The following is a 26580-nucleotide window of genomic DNA, read 5'->3' on the forward strand; positions in this document are numbered from 1 at the left end:
TCACCCCATATGAATAACATCAGCATCCACTTTCAATTCTTTTTCGGCGGTAATCAGTTGCCGTTGCGCGTGAGTGCGCAGCAATTGTTTTACCGTCGTCGTTAAGTCACCGAAACGCGCCATGCAATGGGCGGCAGATTGAATCCAGTTAGCCGCCACCTGGGTAATCAGGTGATGACAGTTAATCGACAAGCTGCCGCGCACTGTATTGATATCGCAATCGCCAGCAGAACCCAGTGACAGTTTTTTACCGGCGCTGAGCGTTAATTCAGATGCATGGAGTCGCAGCGGCTGATGCAATTGCCCGAGGGTGGCCGGTTGCGTCGATGAACGCTGCACAATGGCGGTGATAAATATCTCGGTGTTGTTGCCGGTACACGCCACCCGGTCACCATTATCAGGCACCAGCAAACAGGAAAATGCCACCGCTGCTCGCCGTCCGCTGCTGAGCAGCCAGTGGTCGCCCTCGGCCTTTACAATGAAATCAAACCATTGTTCTACAGCCGGTTGGTATTCCCGCTCAGTAGCGGATAAAGCAAATGTCACGCGTGCATTCATTGGCTGAACTCCTGCTGTGCGCGCTGTTCACCGCGCAGACGATCCTGGTCGGTCCAACTGACGCCTTTCATGTGTGCAGAACGCAGTTGGGATTTATAAGATTCCAGTTGATGCAGTTTGGCCCGGTGTAGATCCGCACCATCAAATACCGATTCTGTTAATTGTGCGCAGGAAAAATCTGCCAGAAATAATTGTGCATCAGTGAAGTCACACTGTTGCAGGACAGCTGATTCCCAAAAGCTTTTTTCCAATTGCGCCTGTTTAAACTGGCAATTCACCAGCCTCGCCTGTTTCCAGATAGTGCCGGTCAAATGCGCCTCATCCCAGCAGCAGTCTGTGCACTGGGCACTGACAAATTGCGTGCTGTTTGCCTGAATGTGTGAAAAATCGCACTCACTAAAATGACATTCACCAAACTGGCTCTCGGTCAGTTGTGCCTGTTGAAATTGCACTTGATGGAAGTGTGACTGGTTTAATGTGCATTGCACGAAGAAAGCACCTTGCAGATTTTTTTGTTGGAAACGGCTCTTCAACAACAGCGAGCGGTGAAAGCAGGCACCGGTTATATCGGCGTGGGTAAAGTCATTCCCGATCCAGACAATGTTTTCCACCACCACCCGCGTCAAGTTAATACCGTCACTGACGCAATCGCTGATAAAACTGCGTTCCACACGCGCGTCAACAAAGGAAGCCTGTCGACAATCACATTGGGTAAAAGAAAGTTGCGAGAGCTGAGCAGCTTGCCAGTTGCTGTTGCTCAGGTTGCATTGATTAAATGTGCATGTGGTGAGCGATTGACCAGCCCATTGCGAATGGCCGAGATCGCAGCGATCAAAATGGCAGCCTTGCAAGCTAACATTACGCCAGTCACTAAAAACTTCAGGCAAGTGTCGGTCGACATCCTGGGTAAAACGGCAACGGGTAAAGATGCATTGTGTGAGTTGCGCGCCTTGCCAACGCACATTATGAAAATGCACGTCGGTAAAGATGGCCGTTTCCTGTCGCAACTGTCCCAGGTCGAGATCACTCAGTGTTTGTTGCTGCACCGGTTTACCGAGCCGCAAGGTTTTAAGCAATTCGTCGTAGGTCATGCGGCCACCTCCAGTTGTTTGGATGGCCAGGCATTGTCGGTGCGGGCATCCGCTAATTGCGCTTGCCGAAAGTGGGCGCACCACAACTGCGTATCGCGCAGGTCGGCACCGGTGAGATTCATCTTCATCGCCAGGCTGTTGCAGAAATCCGCCCCGCGCAAGTCAGCGTCAGGCGCAGCAGCGCCCATCAGGATGCATTGATGAAACAACACATGGCGAGCAATAAGTTGCGGTAATTTTGTATTGCCGAAATCACAATTGGAAAAACGTGCCTGGGTAAAATCAGCAGCGTTGAAACAGGTTTGACGAAAACCGCATTGCACCAGTTTTGCTCCGCGCCAATCAGTCGTGTTCCATAAGCTTTTATCTACCTCACCGGTAATCAGGATTTTTTCCAACTGTGCATCGGCCAACACCAGACCTTCTGTTACGCAATTTAAAAAAGCGCCCTGTTGCCAGCGGATGCCGTTAAACCTGCAACCGGTAAGCTCACACCCCAACCACGCAAATTGTTGCGCGCTGGAGTTGTCCCATTGATTGTCTCGGGTTGTGACGTCTGCCCAGATTGTTTGATCGAGTTTGGCGGAAGGAAATTGATTGGCAACGAGGTGCGCCTGCCTGAAACTGGCACCGCTCAAATCAGACTGTGAAAAATGACAACCATGCAGTTGTGTCTTACTCCATTGACTGTGTTGTAGCTGTGCTTCAGAAAATTCACAGGCCGTGATATTCGCACCGGAGCAATTGACTTCATTCATCTGCGTGCGCTGAAAACGGCAATGGCTCAAGGTGGCGCCGACAAAGGAAACGCCGCGCAGGTCGGCATTGCTGAAGTCGCAATGCGAAAAATTACCGCGCTCAAAATTGACTTCCGCCAGGTTCATACCCACAAAGGATTGCCCGACCAGAATGACACCGGCGAGGTTAAAACCCACCAGCGGTAGATGTTGTTGTACGTGGTTATCCACCAACTGTGCCAGCGCTATCGCGGCGTCAGCGGCGACGGGTTTGCTGATCGGCTCTTGCGCGAGCCGCCGCAATGCCCTGCCCTGGGCTATTCCCCCGCTGATAGCCTGCACAAGTTCTTCCTGTTGCGCGGGCGATAAATCATGCAATGGCAGACGCGCCAGTTCGGCATCCAGTTGTTGTTGTGGATTGGCCCGAGCCAGAGCCTCCTCCACCGCCACCAATGCTTCCGTTTCCGCCATTGGCTGCTCAAGTTTTGCCAGCTCCGCATCACGCTGCACTTGCATAGCCGCCTGCTCCGCCTCGGCGTCAGCCTTGGCTTGAGCTAATTGGGTATCCGCAGCCGCCATCAAGGCAGTGAAGTCCAGCGAGCCATCTGGTAATTGCGGGTCGGGCAATAAGGGTTCAGGCAAGACCGGCGGGGTGTAATCCGCCGGTTTTTCCATGCCGGCCTGAGCCCAGAAATCTGCCTCCATTTCATCCAGCCGTGCCTGCAACGCCTGGCGACGGACATCAACAGCAGGTTCTGTCGTGGCTGGTTGCGGGATTAATGGCATGGTGAGCTGTGCGTCATTGAAGACATGCAGATGACGAGTGGCGGGATCGAGGCGCAATTGCAGCACCTCCTGATAGTGCGCCAGAGGACGGGATTCGCCCAGACGCTCATAGGCCAACATCACGGCCTGCACATCCTGGGCTTCACTGTCCTCGATCGGACGGTGGCCGTGGAATATCAGCACACCCAGATTCTGGTCGGGGAAGAACCACAGGGTGTCGGCCTCAAGCGGTACCTCGGCAAAAGGCGCGCGCTCGGTGCGGATAAATGCCCGAGCCTTGATACCCGGCAGTTTGCCCGTCAACTCAGTCTGAAGTGGATGCAATCCGGTCAGGCAATAAGGTTCATCACCTTTAAAGAACTTTTTAAGGCGTTGATCCGCCGGCGCCATATTGAAAAAGCGCCAATCGATATTGCGCGCGAGGCCGGGGAAATCCTCTTTCAGCCAGCGCTTGTTGTAGCTACCCGCCAGCTTGCGCCGTGCCGGATGATTGATTGACCAGGGGCCAAAGCCTGCCGGAGTGTGGCGGCGGCGCCCTGGGCGACGCACTTCTCCCGCAAGGCTGATATTGGGCAGCACGCCTTGGTTACGTTTGAAAAATGCCGGCCAGCGGCTGTCGGTGTAGCCGCATCCCAGCGGGTTAGCCGGGTAATCCTTACCGCCCCAGGCGCGGGCGGCATCCAGCGGCATGATTGTAAACGGCAGCGGCGCGTCGACCTGCTGCAGTGGAAGCAGGCCGTAACACCACTGGCGATCACCGGTAATCCGCAAGGATTTATCCACCTCGCCACAGCGCAGGGAAACCGTCATCTGCTTAACCGCTTTTCCCTCTGGGGCATGGGCGGTACCTGCCAGTAACACTTCGGCACAGGCCTTGGGCATGATTTCATCGAGCACCTGCTGTGCAGGCAAAGCCGGCGTGATAACCGGCCAGGCCTGATGCTCGGAAATCAGCGCGGGGGATTCACCCAGTCGGAAAAACGCCAGCGCACTGACGGCCAGGTGCGTCTGCCCCTTGTAGCCGTAGGGCTTGGCCAACAGGCCGAGGGTCATGGGCTTGATGACGGCGCGCATTAGATGATCGCCTCCAGCGCGGTGAGGATCTTGGCCCGCAATCCCTTGACTTCACTTTGAACACGAGGGTCCATGTTAACCAGCAGGCCGCTGCCGATTGAGGTAACGGTATTGTTTACCCCTATCGCAGTAATGCTCTCCACCGAACCGATGGAGCTGAGTTCGGCACTGACGCCTACTACACTCAATCCTGCCTTACTGCCGATCATGCTCAGGCTGTTAGTGCTGCCAATCATATTCATGTCAGTACTGACGCCCACCATGGAGGTATTGTCAGATTTGGCGGTGATACTGCTGTTAGTGCTCACGCCAATAACATGGGTATTGTCGCTGCTACCGATCATATTGCTGCTGGCACTACTGCCGATAATCGACGTGCTGTTGCTTGTGCCAAGCGTTGAGGTACTGCTGCTGGTGGTAATAGTACTGACGCTGTTCTGTACCCCGGTAATAGTGGTGGTACTGGACACACTGCCATTGTGGGTGGTGTTGCTCACCACAGCGCCGTTGTGGGTTGTCGTGCTGGTCACCAGTGCGTTGTGCAGGGCGGTATTGGTGACGGGAGCAAAGTAAGTGGTATTGCTCATCACTGGCGCCGTCACGTTGTAGAGCGTCACACTGCCCACGGGCATGTTGTGGGTGGTCTCGCTGGTTACCGGCCCATTAAATAGCGAGGTGCTGTTGAGCAAATTGTTATGGGTGCTGAAGCTCAGCACCGGGCCATCCATGGTCTGGTAACTGGTGCTGCTGCCCTTGATATGGGTGTGGGATTCCGTGTTGCCGATGGTGGACTTGCTGTACTGCCGGTCGTTGATGGTCTGGTAACTCTCCACCACCTGATGGGTGGATTCGCTCCAGGCCAGGTCGTAGGTCGTCCAACTTTTGGTTTCCTCACCATCGCTCTTGTTGTAGGTACAGCCGATGGAGTGACCTTCATTGAGTATATCGCCACGCCCATGGCTCGCCGCCGAATACCCGAACCCGCCGCCGATGGAATAACTCACATCACGAAACTGTTGCGCACCCTGGAATTTGGGCGACAGCTGCGAGCCTTTGCTGTAGCGGTCCTCCACCATCGCCACCGCCGGTGCCAGATCCACGCCGAGGCTGTAAGGAAAGCGGATGGATTTGCTGTCGCTGTAGCTGGTGGAATAGCTATTGCCCACATGGGTATTGGCCATCCAGTGGGACGGGGTAACGGTCATGGTGCCGTTGTTCTGCACAATGCTCTGGATCTCCGGAATCTCACCGTTGTCGTTGGACCGGGAGACCCACACCATGGCATTAATCTCGGGGATCACCTGCATATGCGACGCCAGCCGTACCCACACTGCCGTGCCAGCCAGGTCGGTAGAAAACACCACATATACTCCCTGGAATTCCTGGGTCTGGGTCGGCGGCAGGTAGTTGGTGTAGGTGTTGCGATTGGGGGAAAAATTGGTTTTGTCGTAGTAGCGCCAGTCGCGCGGCGGTATACCGGAATCGTGGGCAACGACCCTGGCAAGGATGCTGCCCTGGTGTGTGTTGCGCAGCTCAAAGGGCGTCACTAGGGTATCCGGCGAGGCTTCCGTGGCCTGGAATTGATTGGAATAGCTGCCATCCAGGCTGCACTGATGCTGTACCGAGGTCAGTACAAAACGTTTGCCATCCAGACTGGGGCGAACCAGTTCCGGCACATTGCGCGCATCCTGGGCCATGGCCATTTCAAATTGGTGGCAAACGCGCATCAGGGCGCACTGACTGGAACCGGACAGGCTGGAGCGCGATGTATCCAGCATCTGCGCCTGTTCCTTGGCGTGGGCATCTACTTCCGCCGTGCCGCCACCGTAGGAATACACACGATAAAGGTTGAACGGCAGCTTGCCCTTATTTGGGGAAGAGCCCGGTTTATAACTGGTATAACCAGCCACCGAATCCTGTTGCGATGCCACCTGCGCGGTGCTGAATACCGCCTGCACCGAGGAGCTCGCCAGAGTCTTCTGGTACTGGTATTGGGTGATGACATCGCATTGCTGTCCGCCCAAAGGCGCACTGCTGGTTTGGGTATAACGCAGCGGACGCCCGCCCAGCATCATGGGGTATTTGGGCGCATTGGCGAGCACCAGCGTGTGGCTGTTGCCGGTATGGACAAAGTAGTAATACAGGTGCGCCTTTTCCATCAGGCGCGTGATCAACTCCAGGTCTGACTCACCGGCCTGCAACCAGTCCTGCACCCGGTTAAGCGCGAGGTTGCTATCTGGCGACAGACTTTGGGTATCAAAGCGGACCGCGTGTTCGCGCAACAGGGTTTCAATAACCCCGCGGATGGTCTGCAAACCGTAGAGCCGATATTGGTTGGTCAGACTAAGCTTCCATAAATCCGGACGTACTGTGGCCCGGTACACCCCCGGCTCTGCCAGCGAGAAACTGGCGATCATGCCGTTAAATAACGACAACTCTTCTACCTTATTGCCGGTCAGGGCTTGCTCGAATAAAAAGTCGCCGTTATTGCCAGCGGTCGGCAAATTCACGCCAAAGGTAACTGGCCGCGCGATGATCTGGTCAAAATCCAGCGGGTCACCGCCATCCGGATTAGTGTTAGCGCGCAGTTCCAGTTGGAACTCAAAGGGTTGCGAAACCCCCTCCCGCCCCTGGATCGACTCCAGCCGGAAATAGTCACGCCCCAGGACCCGTCCATCGGCCAGCCAGATGGCGACATGGGTGAACAGTTTTTCATTATCCTGTTTGCTGATAGCGGTCCGACCGACCGATGTGTGTGCCGGAATTGTCATGATCACCTCAGCGCCGGGATTGTGAAGGTCAGCTGCCACTGCTCGGCATCCGCCTGCGCGGGCATGCTGGTGTTAAGCCGCCATTGTTTGCGCGCCGCCATCTCCGGTGCGCTCTGGTACAGCCAGCTGGTATAGGCGAGCCGCAGGCCCTTGCCTGCTTCCGGGTGCGCATGCAGCGGCAACACCTGATGGGTTTTGGGCAGGTCCAGGCACACCTCAATGTCATAGCGGTAATGGGTAATCCAGCGCACCAGGTCGCACAGCCATTGATGACGATTGCCCTCCGGCTGGAAGTCAATCAATTGCTCATAGGTCTCAACCTGGATCAACAGGCGCAGCGATTTGTGCTGATCCCAGCAGCGCGTGCCGATCACGGTAGTCTGGGCAAGCCGACTGTTTTGCAGCCCCAGGGCGATGTGCTGCTCCTTGTCGAGCGGCAGCCAGCCACCGCGAAACGGTTGCAATTGCAAGGGCAAACCGATCAGGCGGCGCAACAGCGATTGCACAAAGCTGTGGCTGCGGCGCGGATGGCTGAGTAACCCGGCAATGGCCAGCAACTGGCGAGGATTTAACGGGCCCGCCTGATCGCCGTTGATGGCGTTGATCAAACGGCCCGGTAAAGGCAATTGGTCCTGGGCCAGACCGAGATCCGGGTTGGCGCGCATCATCATCCAGTAACGCAGGGTATTGATGCGGTGATTGAACACATCCAGAAACGCCGCCATGGCACCATCGCCCTCACGGGCGCGCTGGTAACACAACTCCAGGTATGGTGCCGGCAAGGTGCCGAGGAGGCCAGCGAGGATGTACTGGTTTAAATAAATCTGCACCGGCGTGGTCCGCACATCCACACCCGCCACCTGATGCCGGGGATGCTCATAACCCAGGTGCGCCCGGAAGCGCACGTGATCACCCAACTGCTTCATCACCTGCGAGCCATCGCGCAACGGCAAAGGCAAGAGCCGCCGCACAAGCTGCAACAGATTCAGCCCGGCATAGGTTTTGTGTTCGACCGAGGCTAAAGCAGACATTGCGTACCCACCCTGGCAGGCCAACGCCTGATCAACTCACCATCCGCATCGCGCAGGATAAGGCTGACAAAACTGTTCAGCGGCACAAAATGCGCAAGGCATTCATTAAGCACCTCGCCAAAGAGAATCACGCTGGCGCGATCAAAGTAATGGATGTTGACCGACAGGGTCAGCTCGGTGCCATGGCAGTAGCCGCGCCAGGCTTCATCGCCCACGTGGTGGCCTACCATCCGACAACTCAGAGCGAGCAGCGCAGCAATCTGGCGGCGCGCTCCCGCCTGGTCAGCGGGAATATGCTGTACCAGTAATTGTCGTAAGGCCTCCAGACCTTCCGCTCCCGAACGCAACGGCAGGTAATGGCTATTCAACTGCGCCACCAGGCGGCGGGTCTGGTCACCGGTTAATTGCGGTGACTGATGGCGGCTCGGCCGTTTGACCATGCGTGCAGTTTGCACAACGCCGGGCACTTCCATCTGTAAGTTACCCGCCAGCGGCAAGCGCTCAGGCAGGTTGCGATTGGTACACCAGGCGCGCCCCATAACACTCATACCCGGTTGCCAGTCCGGTTCAAATTGCTCATTCAGGAAACGCAGGAAATATTCTGTACCGGTCACCGAGGGCAATTGGCTGGGCTCGCGTCGTGCAACCCAATAGCCGAAAGGTGAATTGCGATCGCCATAGAGTGGTTGTAGCGATTGCGTCGTGCCGTCGGGATATAAAAAGTACACCTCGCCCAGCGAATGGATTTCACAATGCGCGTGATGAAATTGGTCACCGGTAACCGGATATTCAAGGCGTGTTGCGCGCAGGTGGATAGGCTCAATAGCTTGGCGAAATAAATTAATCACCGGTGCGCAATTCACCTTGAAAGCATCGGTCGTGAGTGCTTCACACTCTTGTGATAAGAGGAAGATAATCTCCAGTTCCTGTTCAAAGCCTTTGGTACTTAATCCTTCCAAGGTACCGAACAGGAATTTATCGGGAAACAGGAAATATTCTCGCAGTAAAGGCAAACCCGGATTGACACCGGCATCGCCGGGCAAAAGTGAATCTTCCGTATCCAGACCTTTAAATCCCAGCGCCGAAACGGGCAAGCTGTAATAGGAGTCATCGACAGGGTTGCGCACCAGGATGCCCTGCAGATGATTTTTCAGTTGATCATATAAACGGAAACGATCCGGGCCATGCAAATAAAACGATAACCGCTGCATGGGGAAACCATCGAAACGAAACCCCTGAAACGCACGCAAGTGCACGCACAGCGCCGCAAACACACCGCTGCCGGGTTTTACGGCGCGGATCAGATTGTGCGGTGGCGCCGTGACCCTGGTGACTTCTATCGGCCAGACTTCGGTATCGTAACGCGTGATAAAACGGCACGGATAACGTTTGCCGTGCATATCAATTTCGGTTGAAAGTGGTGTATTGCGTTTAACACATTGCACGCTGGCAAAATTGCCCTGGGTCACATCAAATTGCACCACCGATGCCGCTGGCCAGGGCGCTTCAAGATGCGGTGATAACGCAGCCAATAATTGATTAGGCAGCAAGGCATCATCCAGATCCATCTGGTAACGCAAATGCCCGGTGAGATAAGCAAAGGATTGCAACATCATTTCAATGTGCGGATCACCGGAACGTTCGCGATTCAGCGAAAGCTCCTGCGCCACCTCGGGGTAATCGCCGGCAAAACGCACCGACTCGGTACGCAGGTACTCCAGCTCTTCGAGGAAATAACGCTTTAAGGTTTCATCCGATAACATTATTCGCCCAATCTCCAGGTGACTGATTCTTCTACCTGATCGCGCAACTGCGCACTGATTTGCAACTGGCCATCAACCACATCAACAGCAACCTGTTTCAGGCGCGGTTCAAACTGATAGATGCGCTGGGCCAGGGCGTTACCGTAACGCTCAAGTGCGGCGTCACCCGGACCCAACTCCACCACATGGGGAACCCCAAAATTCAAAATGCCCGGCGGCACATCCCTGTTTTCCAACATCGCTGTTGCAGTAAGCTGCGAGACTGACTCACGCACCGCGTCTTTCATGTCCCAGTCGATTTCATGACTCAGGCGTTCAAACAGGAACTTCATCAGTACTATCCTCTACGCAACGATTACCTGACGTTCTATGCCTAATGTTTTACGCACAACTCGCTAACGCTTCACGACGCCGGGCACGTCAGCTTAAGCGTTTACCATCACATCATCAGAAGGTGGGCGAGTTGTCAGTGAACTGTCCGATCGGTCGATTGCGCGACACGCTCCAGCCGGACATTTTGTTGCCCGCCAGTGAGGTATCCGCATTCTGTACCGTGTAAGTCCACAGGATTTCGGTGAAATTCAGCTTGAACTGTTCCGTCGGCATATCGTTGGGATGGGATTGAAATTGAATCTCGCTGATCAATGCATCACGCAATTCAAAGGTCAGGATGTTGGCCGTTTTATCACCGGAGTTGCGCAGGATATAAATACGCGTCGGCTTGTCCGCACCTTTGCCGATGGGCTCGGCACGCAGACAAAATTCATAAAATTTCACCGAGGTTTTATCCACATATTTCACGCAGGTAAATTCAGTGATAACCGGACGACCAGAGGTGCGCGCCGAGTTACTGACATCCGTGGTGACCTGTTGCTTCATGCCCTGGTGAATAGATACCAGCTCAATACACTGGCCGAAATTTTTCCCCAGGTCTTCCGTCAGGCCGGGCTTGTCGATCAGGCTACCGCCGGTTGTCCAGGTGTTGGAGTCACCTGCACCGAAGATGCCTTCCGCATTGCCGGGTTGCAATAAAATTAAATCCATGAGTCAAATCCCCTTGATTAAGCCGGCAGCTCAGCTACCAGACGAATGGAAGTCGTAAGGTCTTCAAGCTGGAAATGCGGCTTGAGGAATAAGGTGGCGTTGTAGGCACCGGGTTTGCCCGGAATACTGGTGACATCGATCCGCGCTTCACGTAACGGAAATGCCGCCTTCACTTCCTGGGTCGCCTCGTCATCCAGGAGGATGTATTGCGCGATCCATTCGTTGAGATATTTTTCGACATTACCGCGAGTCATGAAACGGCCCACCTTATCGCGCATGATCACCTTCAAGTAATGTGCAAAGCGCGAAGCGGCTAACACATAAGGCAACATGGCAGACAGCTGCGCATTACTGTTGGCGGAATCAGATAAATATTTCTTGGGTTTATTGGTGGTCTGTCCGCCGAAAAAGGCGGCGCGATTGGTGCCCTTGCAATGACACGCCGTGATAAAGCCCAGGTCATTCAGCTCTTTTTCGCGGCGGTCGGTAATGGCTACTTCCGTGGGACATTGCATATCAATGTCACCGTCTGCCGTTTTAAAGGTGAGATTGGGCAAGCCTTCCAGCAACCCACCGCCCTCAACACCGCGAATGGCCGCTGTCCAACCATAAAGCGTAAACGCGTGGGTAATTCGCTCGGCGAGGAAATACGCAGGGTTGCCCCACAGACAACGTTCAGCATCGACATTACCGGAATTTTCTTCGTAATCATCGTGCATGATGACATCAGGCAAGGCTTCGCCTTCGCGCAAGATCGGCACAACGACCTGTTCTTCAAAACGCAGACCATCCGCCGCCAGACGTTTTTCACCGTAAGGCAAACGCAACAAGATGCGCGGCAATGTCAGAGTGACGTAACGGGAATCTTCCTGGTCGCGAAAACCGCGCCATTCATTGAGCTCAACGCTTTCAAATATCTTGGCGAGGTCGCGCGGCTTGGCTAATTTATCGAACGACTTCAAGCCAAACATATCCGGTGACGCCGCAGCGATAAACGGTGCATGTGCCGAAGCGGCCACCTGGGATACTTTTTCCAGCAGGCTAATACTTTCCGGATCTCGGCCAAAGCTGTAATCGCCCAGCAGCAAACTGTAGGGCGCACCACCATAAGTACCGTATTCCGCTTCATAAATCAGTTTGAACAAATGGCTTTGATCAAACTCAACCGCTTTGAACAAGTCATCTTTCAATTCCTTGCGCGTGATATTCAAAACCCGTAACTTCAATGAAGTACCGGTTTCAGCACGCGCAACCAGATGAAACAGCCCACGCCAGGACGATTCCAGCCGTTGAAAGTTTTCATCATGCAATACCTGGTTAAGGATATTGCTCAAGCGTGTATCCATGTCGACAACTAATCTGTCGATCTTTTTAACCACACTGCCTTCGGTGGTTTTGAGGTTGTCATAATCAGCAACCACCATCTGCACAAAACGACCATACGCGCGATTGGCATTGGCTTTTTGTTTATCGCCGGATTGGGTGTAGGACTCCGGCGTATTATCCTTCGCCACGGCTGCAAGATCTGCTGACACCCAGCCATCGGTGGCTGCCGGGTCGTAAGCCGCCGTGAAATCCTTACGCAGCGCCTCACCTTCCGGTGAGTCAGCCATGGTGGCGTCAATAAGACGCTCAACTTCATCATCGCTTTCAATGCGAGCTTGCATATCGCGCAGGTCAGCCCGCTTTTCATAAATTTCTTTTAACGGATCAAAGCGTTGGACAATAGACAGCGGACTGAATTGCTCCAGCTTACTGAATGCCAGCGTGCTTTTTTTGGCATCGGCGGTGGCATCATCTTCGGGTAATTTGTATGAAAAGGTAATACCCGCATTGAACGAAGCCATTACCGAATCAAAAATTTCCGAGTCTATCTCCACCATCTTGCGCTCTTTCAAGGCTGACCGCTCTGCCGTAGGGGTATCGCCGGACAAATCCGCCAATATTCCTACAATAAACGGCAATTCTTTTTTCTCCGCTGCGCCTCCGGTTTCGACATCGTAAGTGATCTTTACCCGGGGCGGGCGACGTCGAGCCAGGACTTTCTGAATACTTTCCGACATAGGTAGGCTTCCTCATTGCTTTACATGCTAATTAACGTCAATAAATTTTTTGTATCGCTTACGAACACTGATCCAAACGTTGATGCTTGCGATACAGCACAACTCCTTTACTGGCATTGACCTTTTCGACTTGCCCCTGGGATTCCAGATAATCAAGTGCGTGTTGAACCAATTCCAGTGAATCCTGGTAACGTTGACGAGCCAACCACCAGCGCGCTATACCCTCCACTGTTTCTGAAGCTTCGGGACAGCTGGATAAATATCGTCTGATAATGCCTGCTATTGACTGTATCTGGTCCGGCTCTGCCTGTATCACTCAGCATTCCTCATAGTCATGGATTCACAACGTTATCTCTTCAAAACCCATGCCAGAAAAATATTTTTTTAAAGCCCTTGCATTGTCTGGGCTCGGCCGGACACGCATTAGTTCTGTGAGGCAAAAAGACCTCAGTTATGGAAATCATCAGTGAGGTAAGATGACCACAGGTGAGGCAATCACGCCTCACTTTTTATTGATGACAGAAATAACCTGTTCAATAAGAACAAGCTATTGCCCCATCAAAAAATGGTTCAGGAAAAATGAAAGTTGATGCTGAATCGGCAGGCTTACCGGAAGAGATTTGTATTAACCGGAAGAAAGAATAACGAAGGTCAGGTAGGGTAGCGGTCCGTCTGGTATTGATTTTTATCAACACCGTATTTTTCTATCAGGCGAGTAAAACTCCGTCGTTCTTTACCCGCCAGCCGAGCCGCTTTGGAAATATTGCCTGCACACCGCTGTAACAGGGTACGGATATAATTTTTTTCAAACTCTTCTATGACGCGAGCTTTTTCCTGCTGGAATGAATCCAGTGTATTTTCATCCATCAGGCCCGTGGAACTCTCGCAGGTCATATGCGTAACAGAGGCCGTTCCGGGGAGGCCCTTTACATCAGCCACATCAATGACCGTCGATTCAGTCAACACAAATAATTTGTGCAAATAATTTTCCAGCTCGCGGATGTTGCCGGGCCATTCGTACGCAGACATCCAGGCGAGGGTTCTCTGGGATAGAACCTTATTTGGACGATTATATTCCTGGCTGAATCGCTTCAGAAAATGTTGACATAATTGCGGGATATCATCAGACCGCTGGCGCAAGGGAGGAATATTGACCGCCAGAATATCAAGCCGATAAAACAAGTCTTCCCTGAAATGTTCCCCGGACAAAAGATAGCTGGTGGATTTATTACTTGCAGCAATAATCCTTACGTTAGCTCGTTTATAGCCCGACGAGCCAAGTGGACGGTATTCTCTATCCTGTAAAAAACGTAACAAAACGACCTGGGCCTTGGGCGACAAACTGTCCACTTCATCAAGGAAAAGTGTTCCCTTTTCCGCCTGCTCAATAAAGCCCGCGTGATTTTTTTTGGCATCAGTGAAGGCACCGCGCTCGAAACCGAAAAGCTCCGCAATAAATAAATCATCACTGTATGCACCGCAGTTAACGGGAACAAACGGACCCGCTTCCCTGGGGCTCAAATAGTGAATAGCACGCGCAGCGACTTCTTTACCCGTTCCAGTTTCTCCCTGCACCAAAACCGGCGCGTCAGAATGACTTACCCGGTTGATCACAGCAATCAAACCCTGCAAGGATTCACTCGAACCGATCATATTAAGCCCGACAGCAGCATGAAGACGCGGCGGTGCAAACCAATTGCGCAGCAGTTGCGCGCACTCTTTCACATTACCCGGCCAAGGTAAGACCTCAGTATCAATCAGGGATAACGGATGATGCGAAAAATTGATGAGCAGATCCGGTTTTGGCAGCAACGGCATAGAAGCGGAAAATCCATCACCCACCGCCAGCAAATGGATGACCTCTTCTAACGACTCTTCAGAACAAACGATGTCAATTCCGGCAGCATCCAATGCACTGATGATCAAACTGCGTTCTTCTTCCGAAGATATGCATTGCAGATATATTTTTGTCTTTGTCACACGCTTTCCTTTATATGACACAAACACTGACAAGCTATTAGATGTTTTACGTCGGCAGCTCACCAGATTTATATTTATTCATGATTTTTGTATAAAGCCTGGACTCAACTCCAAAACACATGGTGCATAGCTCAAAAAACATACCACTCGATACATACGTCAAAACAGCTTTGTGAACTTAGGCAACAAAGCAGAAGTGTGCAAGCAAGAACTCGGAAAAAAATATTACACGATATTTCATGGCACATTTTTAAGGGCAAATAAACAGCTAAAAGAATAAGAAGTTTTTATACATTATTTTTTTGCATATGCCGTCTTCATTTATTTGAATCTTTACATGTCTGGCATCCGCTGGACCACAACACCGCATCCATGATCTCAAAAGTTAACCGCGTTATTCGTTATCCTGCAGCGGCCCATCCGGGAGCTAGCGCAGCCGGAGTCCGAAATCCGTCAGCTGGACGCGAAAACCGAGCATCATATTGAAAACGTCAATAAACTGTGGGACATTACCGGTTTTCAAGTAAGGCCTGTGATAGATTTGCGCCGCAGCCGGGGCGGGTAATAAATGCTTCGGCTGAATCAAGGTTTAAAAATCGCGAGAATCATAATCTCGCCCAGGAACCATACCCATGCCGACCAAGCGCGCCCTGATAGTTGATGACTCCACCACCGCCCAATATCGCCTGAAGAAGATGTTGCGGGCTTATGACCTGCAAATTGATGCCGTGGATTCCGGTGAAGCCGCCCTGCTCCATCTCGCCTCCCATGTTCCCGATGTCATCTTTATGGATCACCTGATGCCGGGGATGGATGGCTTCCGCGCACTGCAAATCATCAAGTCCCACCCCGAGACCGCCATGGTGCCGGTCATCATGTACACCTCCAAAAGCGGTGACGTTTATACCGGCCAAGCCCGCGCGCTGGGCGCCCTGGACGTGATCAGCAAGGACACCATCAATGCCACTGACCTGTCCAAGGTCATGGAAGGCATTCATATCTATCCGCTCAAAAGGGTCCAGGAAACGGTAGCGGAGCCTGAGGAAGTGATGCTGCCGGATGACGGCATTAATCCCCAACTGGATATCAGCGATCTGCCACCGGTGGAAGCGGTAGCAGCCCCGGCACCGCGTACCGAAGGGCCGAGCAGCGATAACTCTCGCCGTATTGAATTGCGGATCTCCCAACTTGAACATGCCATTGACGACAGCCGCCGGGTGATTACCGCGCGCCTGGTGCGGGAAATCCAGAAATTGCGCTACAACATCAGCCGTGAGCTGACCGAACATGTGGCGCCCGCAGAGCCACTCAAAAAGCCCGATACCCCGGCTGCAGATGAGGCTCAATCGATACCCGTTGCTCAGCCGTCGCGTCAGGGTTGGTTTCTTCCCTTCGCCACCCTGGCGGTGGTGCTGATCGTCGGCGGCTTTTCATTCACTTATTTCAATAAACTGAATGAACGCTTGAGCGCGCTCAGCGAACAACAAGCCGAGCAACGCAGCCACTTGAATGACATCAACAACAAATTGGTAGAGCTGCATACATCCCTGGAAATGCAGAGCAATATGCAAACCCAACTCGGCGTTGTGAACAGCGGCCGCGTAGTAAAAAGCAATATGTTGAACGATATGGTGTGGGCGTTTAATCAGAATGGTGCTATGCCATTTAACCCGGACATCATGGACCCGAACGCGATTAAACGGTTGAGTGAATTTGTTCACCGCATCAGCCAACAGGGTTTTAAAGGTGCGGTATGGGTAAACCTGAGTGCCGGTGATTTTTGCGTCGTGACCGACAGCGCCGGCCGCGCACAATTGCCGGGGAAAGACGCACGCATGTCAGACTGCATGTTGCTGAGCGAGCTTTACACCATCGAAAATATGATGGAAGAAGTGGTTGAGGAAATCGATTCCAACCTGGTGGCGATCAACAGTGTAAACCGTGGCGATATTAATGTGATTGTGAGCCGCATGGACGACCAGTTACTCAATTATCCAACCCGCCAACCGCAAACCCTGGCGAGCGAATGGAATCGTGTTGCACAAAATAATAATCGTTTGACGATCGAGCTTAGTGATGTCGATAGTTTGCAATAACACTTGCACTTCGTAATCCGTTTGTCATTAGGCCTTTTGTTTCGAAAACGCATGAATACATCCCTGTAGCTCCTTCAAGTCGTCCCTGACTTGAAGGTTTCGAAACAAAAGGCCTAACGCCAAACTCCCATTGTGCAAATGTCAACTTTATCTGCCATCAGGGACTAACATTCGGCTGATCCGAGCCAGTGTAGCCATCCATATTCAAACGTGTTGTGCCGATCAGGGTAATGTCTGACGGTTTAACATCGCAATTTTCCGTTTCAAACTCCACGCCCAATGCCGATGTAGAACCCTGCCCTTTAACCACACCTTGATACACCTGACAGGCTTTTACCTTGTGAGATGAGGGGTGATAAATTGTCAGGTTGCGCAACACGGCGACATCACCAAAGTTTTTGTTAATCCCCACAATGGTATCGACATCGTTAGTGCGTACATTTTCGATGGTCACGTAACGTGGGCCGCCGTTGCCGGTACAGTCGCCGCAGGCGCGATACAATTTTCCGGCGTTCTCCGCAATAAAATTGGAAATATGCACAGCGCCGCGACCATTGTGTTGAAACACCTTGTCGTCTCCCTGAAAGGCGCCGCCGCAATTGATGCGCATCACAGTGCCTGCCGGGCCGCGCGCGGTTGCTGCGTCTTCGCCGATGTCTTCCCACCAGACATTTTCAATCGTACAACTGCCTTCACAATGGATACCGTCAGAGGCAAGATTGCCGATCACGACATTGCGAATTACCGCATCGTGTTGCAACCGGAACAGCGGTGGCTGACCTTCCGCCTGGCTTCCGCCGGACAAGTTGTAGCGCCGGTTGTTGCCATCGAACACTTCGCCGACTCCCAACTCAACGGTTGCTGGTAATTGCACGGTTTCCGACGGATTTGGCTGCGCCGGACAATTAGCGATAGGCGTGCTGGATGCCGAAGACGCACTGGATGAAATCAGTGATGAGCTGCTGCTTGATGGGGTTATCGAGGAACTGACACTGCTGGACGAACTGACGGCACTTGACGTACTACTGGCAACCACACTGCTGGAACTGGCCGACGAATAACTGCCGCCACAGGTTCCGGCACTGGCATTGCCGGTAACCGTCAGCGAATCAATATTCGCAATCGCTTGCGAACCTGTCGCCTGCAAGCGCACCGTGTTGTTGCCCGCATACAAATTCACATGCTTGCCGGCAGCACTCCAGGTAGACAGCGAAGCGGTACGCGGAAAGGATAAACTGCCGGAAGATCCGTTGACCACCAAGGCTGAGCTGGTTGAACCGGTATTGGCATATCGGAAGCTCAGATGGTAGGTTCCACTCACCGGCACCTGGATGTCATAGTTGATTCTTTTGCCACCGCTATTATCCAGATCCACATAGCCGCTGCCGGTGTAACCGTTGTTGCTGGTACTGATCACACCTTCGTAACTGCAAAAGCCCGGATTGTTTTCCTGGATGGTGACATCTGCAACAGCGAGGGCGGATGTCAGACTGCACGCGAACAGCAATGCGCGTTGGTTGATTTTATAATGGCTCACCATAAATCTCTCCTAAACTGAATCGTTATTGTTGTGTCAGTTTTATTATTCATTGTGTTTTTACAGCCGCCACAGGTTGAATAAAAAAACTGACGGCACGACGACACTAGGGGTGAGGAGCGAAGGTTGTCAATCAGCGGTCAAGGTTGATTGTGAATTATTGTGATGATTTTCATAACACGAAAACGGATTAATAACACCGCGAAATGGTGAACGCATTTTTAATTTCTGTTTATTGCTAATGACTGGAAATGACACATGCCGATACTAACCGCTTGGCTAAACGCCCTGATTCCATTGATTGCAGTTTTAGGCGCCTATGGATTAGCGATTTATCAGGGCTATGAAGGCGTGTGTAATCCCTTCTGGAGCGGCTGCACGTCGATCAGTCGCGCTGCCCGCTACGGCGATGCTCTATTTTTATTTCGCGGTTTAATGTTACCGCTGAGCAGCTTGCTCGTTGTTTACTGGATTTTTCATTATCGCTGGTTAAATGCCTGGATGGGAAAACGGCACCGACACACCGCCATTCTCTGGATTGGTATTGTCTCTGCTATCGCGCTAACACTTTATGCCAACTTCCTTGGCAGCGATGGCCAAATCTACCGTTTTATGCGCCGCACCGGCGTAACCTTCTATTTCGGTTTTGCGATGCTCGCGCAACTGTTGAGTGTCTATTCTCTGTATCAGTCGCGCGCGCAACAACCCAGGGGATTACTGCATCTGGTGCGATGGCAATTATTCTTTATTGTGATTCAGTGGGTGATCGGCCTGCTGTCACTGGCGGTTACGATCTACCAGCCAGATTTCAGCTATCAGGCCAACAATATTCTCGAATGGAATTTTGCTTTGGCGATGACAGGTTTTTATGCGGTAAGCGGAATCATGTGGAAGAACTTCTGGCGCGATGAATCTGCCATTAGTTAATTTTCTTCATTGCCTGCTGAATTGCATTCGGGTTGTAGCCACGAATTACTTCGCCATTCACAACCAATAAAGGTACACCTTTGCCATTTAACTGGTCGTATTGTTCGCGGCCTTCGCTTGATTTTTCAATATCATATTCGGTGAAAGGGATATTGTTGTCCTTGAAATATTTGCGCGTCCGCGCGCAGTACCCACACCAGTCTGTGGCATAAAGCACCACTTGTTGGCCATGAGCCATACTGATGTTCGCCGGTGTCTGTGCGTCTGCCGTAAATTTTTTCCAGTTGAATGCCACTGCCAGCAGCACCAGAAAGCCGATCAATACTTTGTTCATGTGTCGGCGCTCCTGTAGTGCCGGTAGATAGTGCCGCTAAATAGTAGTGCCGCTATTTATTATCGGAAGGCTTCAGGAAGCGGGCGACATACCAACAGCTCGCCTCAATGCCAAACCCCTCTGCCCTCGCCCAGCCCAACCCCTCACGCACTAATTTTTCTGCCATGCCTTTACCGCGAAATTCCGGTGGAACCCAGGTGTGGGTAAAGTCGATCATGGATTTATTGTCGCGTTCAAAACGTCGGTACTGGAGCACGGCCTCGCTGTCGCCTGCCGTCAAACTGAAGCGATTCTGCTCCGGTTGATGCTGTACTGTCAAATTGATGGGTTCATTCATAGAGACCTCCTACTGGATCACTGCCTTATCACTGAGACAACAGAACCCGACTTTTGCACCAAGGCCAGACTATTACACCAGGGTTATTGCACAGTCTCAGACAAATCAAACACCACCGTGCGGCTGCTACAGGCTTTTTCCTTACTGCAATCAATCTCGGCATTTACCAGTACCCGATCATTACTGACCTGAAGATGCTCAACCAAAAATTGTTTAACAACCACGCTGCGTTCTACTGCCAGGCGACGCAGGTCTTCATCAGTAACAGGAAAGGTATTTAGCCATGCGGCGTACTGTTCGTCCACTGACAGGTTCTTGTCATGTGCCACATCGAGACGGCGGTATTGCGCCGTGACGACTTTTTGCCAGGCCGGCGTTTTTTTCTTGATGTCGTCATTGGTTAAACCTTCCGCCAACAGCAGCGGCTTTGCTTGGGCTGCGCGTAAACCGCGAGTGTCGGTCACCACATCGTATTGCCCACGCGCATCCAGGCGCAGCTGAGGCCGCTTGTTCAACGCTTCCTCCAGGAGTGTTAGTTTGCGCGTGGCCTTGGACAACAACTGGGTTGAACCGGAATTGAATTTTATTTCCCCCAGGTCTTCGTCAGCACCTACGAGATTGGCGAGCAAACTAAAGGGCGCCGTCACGATCTTCATCAAGGTATTGCGCACCGCCGACCAAATGACTTTGCTGATATCGAAACTCGGATCGTCCGGCCTGCCACTGATACCTACATCCAGGGTTGCTACACCATTTTCATCCGTCAACAACGCCAGGGCGAGACGCAGAGGAATATCCATCGCACTGGCGCTGCGGACGCGTTCACCCAGCTGCAATTGATCCATCACAATATGGTTGTCGCCGACGATGCGGCCATCGGCCAGTCGATAATGCAAATTGGCTGTCAACAAGCCGCGATCAATTCGCCAACCGGCATAGGTACTTGAGTAAGCACTGAATCCGCCGAGATCCATATTTTCAAAGTTAAGCGTGGCATCCAGCTTGGGTTGCTCCAGAAAAGGTTGCGCCTTGCCATTGAGTGTCACTGGTGCATAGCCGTCCACATCGCCCTTGAAATTAAACGACGCGAGTTTTTTCGTATCAGATGTCAAGCCAATCAGCTCACCGCTGAAGTGTTGCACCGCGGCGGTGAAATCCGGCGTAAGGGATTCATCGTGAAAACGAAAGGAGGCATTATTCAAGGCAAGTTTTTGCAACGTAAATTGCCAGGGCTTTGCCGGAGTAGCCACCGCATTGGGTGTTTGTTCGCTCGGGTTTATCTCCACCACCGGGAACAAGCTTTGCAAATTCGTCGTGCCTTCTTTGGTGATAATAAAGCGACTATCAAAACCGGTTAATGCAAGCAGCGGTAATGTCAGCTGCTGCTGTTCAAGGTCAACATGCGTGTCTTGCCAGGCCAATGCTTCCCAACTTATCAACTCGTCTGGCGATGCCAAAGGACGCAACCTGAACTGTGTAACCTTACCGTTGGAGGTCAAGGTAATCGGTGCCGCTTCGCGCAGCGCCAACTGGGTTTGCACATCAAGATTGCCCGCCAGAATTTCCGCGTTGAGGTAAGGTTGCAACAAGGGATTAATCAACGACAAGGGCAACTGAGTGATCTGTGTGGCCAGGTTACCGTCGAGGCTTAAGGGATTAATGTCACCATCAATCTGAAATTGTGTCTGCGCGTCGATGGTCGCGGTGAGGTTGAGTTGCGCAGCGGTTTCACCGGAGGTGTGAATATCAGTGAGGTTTAATTCAAGGGGCGTTATCTTGAATGCATGCTGGTTCAGCTCAGCTACCTGCCAATCCACAATACCTTTTACATTCACGGCTTTGATGTAAGCGCCCCACGCGGACTGTTCATTATTCTCGCCCTGGCTTTCTGCATCGTTTGCAGAGGGGCTTTCCGGCAGCTCGGGTGTCAACATCTGCACCAGACCGATTTGATCTGCTTCACTCCAGCTGGCGATGGCTAATCCATCCAGTGAAATCTGGTCTATCTCCACAAGCTCTGTCAGACTCGACACGCGCAAATTGTCCAGTGACAAACGTGAAAACGCCAGGCGGCTTTTTTTATCGCCAGCACGACTGCGCAAATCCAGACGATTGAAAGCCAAACGACTGTCACTCAAAGACCAGGATAAATCTGACTGCCAACTCACCTCATAGTGGCCGGAAAAATCCGCTGCGCCATCGCGCAAAGCAAAATGAAGATAGGGTTTAAAGTACTGCCAGGCCGGCTGCAGGGAGATATTTTTTAAGCTCAACTCGCCTTCACTGCTGCCACGTTTGACCGACACATTACCTTCCCAAACAAATTCACCGCCGCTGCTGCGGGCGCGCAGGTAATAAGGTTGGCCCACATCTTTAATTGTTGAAAAGTCCTGCAAGACAAATTCAAGATCGTCCACACTGGTGTGAAAAGTGTCTTCATGACTCGCATCGGTGAATTGCAAGGATTGAATGCTGAGCGCAATCTGATTGATCACCAACGGCGGAATTTCCGTAGGTGCGGTTGTTTCCGATTCCACTTGCGGCTGATTCGCCTGATGCTGAAGGATATCCGCAAAATTCCATTGGTCATTGGACGATTTGCTAACCGCCACCTGCACCTGATTCAACGCTAACGCATCGAGCGTCGGTGCGAAACGCACCAGGGTTTGCAATAGCGAAGGATTAACCTGAATTTTTTGCGCTGCCCAGAAGATGCTCTTATCCGGGTTGCGATCTTTGGGATGATGCAGCGTTACTGCGAGCGTGAAAGGATTAAAACTGATAAGGCTGTAGGATAACACCCGCCCGGTCTGCTGCTGATAAATGGCCGCGCCGGCCCAGTTCAACAGCGGCGTCACCACCACAATACTGATTACCAGATAAATGACATACGCCTGCAGCAACAGGCGTGTCACTTTATGTTTGAAAATATGCCCGAAACTTTTTACCAACGGCTGACGGACAGACACCATGTTTCTCCTTGTAGACCAGGTTTATGTGTCTCGTTAACCGGAGACTTTACTGCCCCACAAATCATACTCGTCGGAATGTTCGATGGTGACATTGACCAGATCACCCGGCTTAACATCGGTTTCGCCATTCAGATAAACGCTGCCATCAATCTCCGGCGCGTCGGCAAAGCTGCGACCAATAGCACCTTCGTCATCCACTTCGTCAATCAACACTTGCAGGGTCTGGCCGACTTTTTGTTGCAAACGGGCGGTGGAAATTTTTTGCTGCAACTGCATAAAACGGTCGTAGCGATCCTGTTTAATTTCATCCGCAACCGGGTTCGGTAATTCGTTGGCCTTGGCACCTTCAACTGGCGAATACTGGAAGCAACCCACGCGATCCAGTTGCGCTTCTTGCAGGAAGTCCAACAGTTGCTGGAAATCATCTTCAGTTTCGCCGGGGAAGCCGACAATAAAGGTGGAGCGCAAGGTGAGGTTCGGCACTTGCTGGCGCCAGTTCTGGATACGTTCCAGGGTTTTCTCCACCTGCCCCGGACGACGCATCTTGCGCAACAGCGTCGGGCTGGCGTGCTGGAACGGAATATCCAGGTAAGGCAACACCTTGCCCTCGGCCATCAACGGAATGATGTTATCCACATGGGGATAGGGATAAACATAATGCAAACGCACCCACACACCCAGCTCACCCAACGCGCTCGATAACTGATACATATCCGTCTTGAGCGGGCGACCATCCCAGAAGTCGGTACGGTGTTTGATGTCCACGCCATAGGCCGAGGTGTCCTGGGAAATCACCAGTAGCTCTTTTACTCCGGCTTTCACCAGACGTTCGGCTTCACCCATCACCTGCCCGATCGGCCGGCTCACCAGCTTGCCACGCATGTCGGGGATGATGCAGAAACTGCAGCTGTGGTTACAGCCTTCGGAAATTTTCAAATAGGCGTAATGACGCGGTGTGAGCTTCACGCCCTGGGGCGGCACCAGATCGGTAAAGGGGTTATGCACCGCACTGGGTGGCAGATGCTGGTGGACCTGCCCCAACACCGCCTCGTAAGCGTGAGGGCCGGTAATGCCGAGCACATTGGGGTGCACCTGGCGAATATCATCTTCCTTCGCGCCCAAACACCCGGTTACCAGTACCTTGCCGTTCTCGTTCAGGGCTTCGCCAATAGCGCCGAGAGATTCCTGCACGGCGCTGTCGATAAACCCGCAGGTATTCACAATCACCATGTCCGCGTCGTTATAGGTGGGCACGATGTTGTAACCCTCCATACGCAACTGGGTGAGGATACGCTCGGAATCGACGAGGTTTTTAGGGCAACCGAGGCTGACAAAGCCAATGGTGGGGGTGGTTTTCATAGAAAGACTGCCAGGGTGTTCAAAGAAGGGGCGCTATTGTAGGGGTTTGCGGGGGAATTTGCATGTGCAAAATAGGCTATTTTTTGTACCACCTTTTCCGGTAAATATGAGGCGTACCCGACATGCCTCAACACGTCGGGCACAGCACCCATCACACCCGATAAGCCGCCAACTGCCGTTGAATGTCCTCTGACAATTTCGACAGTCCTTCCGAGGCCCGCAGGGTTTCAGCGGCGCGTTCCTGGCTTTGGTCACCGGTATTGTTGATACGGGTAATGTTTTTATTGATGTCCTCAGCTACCTGACTTTGCTGATCGACCGAGTGGGAAATCTCGGTATTAAGGTTGTTCAGTTCGGAGACCGTACGCAACACGGTCTTGATGGAGCTGCCGGACTCCTGGGCGGTGGCCACATTGGTGCGCACCGTTTCCTCAGCCATGCGCATTTGCTCAAAGGCTTTGAGCGAATTGCTTTGGAACCGCTGCACCATCTTGTCGACCTCTTCCGTAGATGCCTGGGTTCTGCTGGCCAGGGAACGCACCTCGTCGGCCACCACGGCAAAACCGCGCCCCTGCTCACCGGCTCGCGCGGCTTCAATGGCCGCGTTTAACGCGAGCAGATTGGTTTGTTCTGCAATGGAGCGAATCACATTCAACACCGCACCAATTTCATTGCTGGCATCCGCCAGCGCCGAAATAACCTTGGCGGCATTTTCAATCTTGCCAGCCAGGGCTTCGGTCGCCTGAATCGTATCGTTCAGAATCTTGTGGCCTTGTTGCGCTTCGCTGTCGGCTTTGGCGGTGGCCATAGCGACGCTGGCGGCGTTGCGCGCGACTTCATGGGCTGTCGCCGACATTTCGTGAATCGCCGCGGCAATCGCATCGATGTCGCGGGTCTGATGGGTAATGGTGTCGCTGGTGTGCAAGGCAATGTCTTTCAAGTGCGCGGCCGATGAGGTGAGCTGTTGGGTGGATTGTGACACCGAGCGAATCGTGCCTTGCAGGCGATCCATCAGCAAATCAAAACCATTGGCCAATTGACCCAGCTCATCCTTGCTGCGCGAATGGAAACGTAAGGTTAAGTCCCCTTCCCCGCTCACAATATCCTGCAAGCGCGCGGTGGTTTGTTTCAGCGGGCGAATCACCACCGATTGAATCAGCAGATAAACGATCACCAGCGCAACAACCCCTACCACCACGATCAGCAAACCCAGCATCAACGACACCTGGCGAACCATGGAACTGATCTCGTCGTTTGAGTAGGCGGTGACAATTTCGTAGCCCCAGGGATCGAAGCGCGTACTGTTCAGCGTCCAGTTATCGCCAGGATTTGCAAGGATATCGTCGACGGCTTCCAGCGAGAGATTATCGGAATGGATACGGGTTTTGCCGGTGTTATCGCGCAACACAACAAAACCGTTTTGCAGAACCCGGCTGGCGGCGATAGCGGTAAATAAGTCGGTCAGGTCCGCTTTATAACCCACGTACCAGATACCGATAGTGGCGCCCGTGCTGTCGACAATGGGCTCATAACCGGTGACGTAGGGATTACCGAGGATATCGACCACACCATAGAACGCGCGGCCCTGCTGAATCTGTTTGATGGCGGCGCCCTGCGGCGCAAGGATAGTACCGATGGCACGCCCGGTGGGAGTCATGACGTTGGTGGAAATGCGCACGAACTCATCGCGGTCGCGGGCAAAAATGGTCGCCGTACCACCCATGATTTGGGTGACGTGATCTACCAGATCAAAGGCATTGGCAATCGGCGTTTCACCCAAATACAGATTCAGCGCGTCCCGATCATTCACCCTGATCGGTTCACCCAGGCGAGGTTCGCCAAATTCAGCTCCGTATTCCTTAAGCAAAGCCATGCTGCTTTTAACACGCTCCAGCATGATCGCATCGGTCACCGTGAGCAGCCTGACTGCCTCGCGACTGATACGTGCACTCTCATTCTCGGCCTGTTCGCCGACCGTGCTGCGCTGGTGTTGGTAGACAGCAAGAATCGCCATCAAGATACCGGCAACAAAGATCAACCCCAGGACCAACATAAACTTTTTGGCAATAGTCATTCAGATACCTCTTCCTTTGAACGCCGGCCGACGTTTGTCGCTTAAA

Annotated in this window: 19 protein-coding genes; 2 read left to right on the top strand and 17 right to left on the bottom strand. The window is 52.7% G+C overall.

Features of this window, described 5'->3' with window-relative positions; all coding sequences use genetic code 11:
- From CBR65_RS04025 to CBR65_RS04075, 11 genes are all read right to left on the bottom strand, one after another.
- The gene (locus CBR65_RS04025) at positions 1-558 is read right to left on the bottom strand and encodes a DUF3540 domain-containing protein (protein WP_087465662.1); all 558 of its coding nucleotides are present in this window, start codon (positions 556-558) and stop codon (positions 1-3) included.
- Positions 555-1649, bottom strand: coding sequence for a pentapeptide repeat-containing protein (locus CBR65_RS04030; RefSeq protein ID WP_087465663.1), 1095 nt, complete (start codon positions 1647-1649; stop codon positions 555-557). Before CBR65_RS04030 ends, CBR65_RS04025 begins: the two co-directional genes overlap by 4 nt.
- Positions 1646-4246 (bottom strand): DUF2169 domain-containing protein, encoded by a 2601-nt coding sequence (locus tag CBR65_RS04035; protein ID WP_087465664.1) that lies wholly within the window; start codon positions 4244-4246, stop codon positions 1646-1648. The genes CBR65_RS04030 and CBR65_RS04035 overlap by 4 nt, the downstream gene beginning before the upstream one ends.
- Positions 4246-7056 (bottom strand): contractile injection system protein, VgrG/Pvc8 family, encoded by a 2811-nt coding sequence (locus CBR65_RS04040; protein ID WP_157671971.1) that lies wholly within the window; start codon positions 7054-7056, stop codon positions 4246-4248. The genes CBR65_RS04035 and CBR65_RS04040 overlap by 1 nt, the downstream gene beginning before the upstream one ends.
- On the bottom strand, positions 7020-8048 hold the full coding sequence (tssG, locus tag CBR65_RS04045; protein WP_087465666.1) for a type VI secretion system baseplate subunit TssG: 1029 nt from the start codon (positions 8046-8048) through the stop codon (positions 7020-7022). Before tssG ends, CBR65_RS04040 begins: the two co-directional genes overlap by 37 nt.
- Complete coding sequence (gene tssF / locus CBR65_RS04050) at positions 8036-9811, bottom strand: type VI secretion system baseplate subunit TssF (RefSeq protein WP_087465667.1); 1776 nt, start codon at positions 9809-9811, stop codon at positions 8036-8038. Before tssF ends, tssG begins: the two co-directional genes overlap by 13 nt.
- A complete protein-coding gene (locus CBR65_RS04055) occupies positions 9811-10143 on the bottom strand; it encodes a GPW/gp25 family protein (RefSeq protein WP_087465668.1) in 333 nt (110 codons plus the stop codon). Before CBR65_RS04055 ends, tssF begins: the two co-directional genes overlap by 1 nt.
- Before the next feature lie 115 nt (positions 10144-10258).
- Entirely contained in the window at positions 10259-10855 is a 597-nt protein-coding gene (locus CBR65_RS04060; protein WP_087465669.1) for a type VI secretion system tube protein Hcp, read from the bottom strand.
- A gap of 17 nt (positions 10856-10872) precedes the next feature.
- On the bottom strand, positions 10873-12918 hold the full coding sequence (gene tssC / locus CBR65_RS04065; RefSeq protein ID WP_087465670.1) for a type VI secretion system contractile sheath large subunit: 2046 nt from the start codon (positions 12916-12918) through the stop codon (positions 10873-10875).
- Between the two features lie 58 nt (positions 12919-12976).
- A complete protein-coding gene (locus tag CBR65_RS04070) occupies positions 12977-13234 on the bottom strand; it encodes a hypothetical protein (RefSeq protein WP_087465671.1) in 258 nt (85 codons plus the stop codon).
- 335 nt (positions 13235-13569) lie between these two features.
- Positions 13570-14898 (bottom strand): sigma-54-dependent Fis family transcriptional regulator, encoded by a 1329-nt coding sequence (locus CBR65_RS04075; protein ID WP_198300871.1) that lies wholly within the window; start codon positions 14896-14898, stop codon positions 13570-13572.
- 632 nt (positions 14899-15530) lie between these two features.
- Here CBR65_RS04075 and CBR65_RS04080 point away from each other — a divergent pair.
- Positions 15531-16994, top strand: a complete 1464-nt coding sequence (locus tag CBR65_RS04080; protein WP_087465672.1) for a response regulator — start codon at positions 15531-15533, stop codon at positions 16992-16994.
- A 157-nt stretch (positions 16995-17151) separates the two neighbouring features.
- Here the strand turns inward: CBR65_RS04080 and CBR65_RS04085 are convergent, their stop codons facing one another.
- Positions 17152-18534, bottom strand: a complete 1383-nt coding sequence (locus CBR65_RS04085) for a pectate lyase (RefSeq protein ID WP_087465673.1) — start codon at positions 18532-18534, stop codon at positions 17152-17154.
- Between the two features lie 255 nt (positions 18535-18789).
- Between CBR65_RS04085 and CBR65_RS04090 the strand changes: the two genes are divergently transcribed.
- A complete protein-coding gene (locus CBR65_RS04090; RefSeq protein ID WP_087465674.1) occupies positions 18790-19458 on the top strand; it encodes a hypothetical protein in 669 nt (222 codons plus the stop codon).
- Here the strand turns inward: CBR65_RS04090 and CBR65_RS04095 are convergent.
- The 5 genes from CBR65_RS04095 to CBR65_RS04115 all read right to left on the bottom strand — a co-directional run bounded on the left by CBR65_RS04095 (position 19451) and on the right by CBR65_RS04115 (position 26534).
- Positions 19451-19792, bottom strand: a complete 342-nt coding sequence (locus CBR65_RS04095) for a glutaredoxin family protein (protein ID WP_087465675.1) — start codon at positions 19790-19792, stop codon at positions 19451-19453. The genes CBR65_RS04090 and CBR65_RS04095 overlap by 8 nt on opposite strands.
- 52 nt (positions 19793-19844) lie before the next feature.
- On the bottom strand, positions 19845-20129 hold the full coding sequence (locus CBR65_RS04100; RefSeq protein ID WP_087465676.1) for a GNAT family N-acetyltransferase: 285 nt from the start codon (positions 20127-20129) through the stop codon (positions 19845-19847).
- Positions 20130-20212: 83 nt separating this feature from the next.
- A complete protein-coding gene (locus CBR65_RS04105; protein WP_087465677.1) occupies positions 20213-23101 on the bottom strand; it encodes a DUF748 domain-containing protein in 2889 nt (962 codons plus the stop codon).
- 33 nt (positions 23102-23134) lie between these two features.
- A complete protein-coding gene (gene rimO / locus CBR65_RS04110) occupies positions 23135-24460 on the bottom strand; it encodes a 30S ribosomal protein S12 methylthiotransferase RimO (RefSeq protein WP_087465678.1) in 1326 nt (441 codons plus the stop codon).
- 151 nt (positions 24461-24611) lie between these two features.
- Positions 24612-26534: a methyl-accepting chemotaxis protein gene (locus CBR65_RS04115; RefSeq protein WP_087465679.1), complete on the bottom strand. Its 1923-nt coding sequence runs from the start codon at positions 26532-26534 to the stop codon at positions 24612-24614.
- Positions 26535-26580 lie beyond the last annotated feature (46 nt).

It is taken from the genome of Cellvibrio sp. PSBB006 (assembly GCF_002162135.1).
Classification (GTDB): domain Bacteria; phylum Pseudomonadota; class Gammaproteobacteria; order Pseudomonadales; family Cellvibrionaceae; genus Cellvibrio.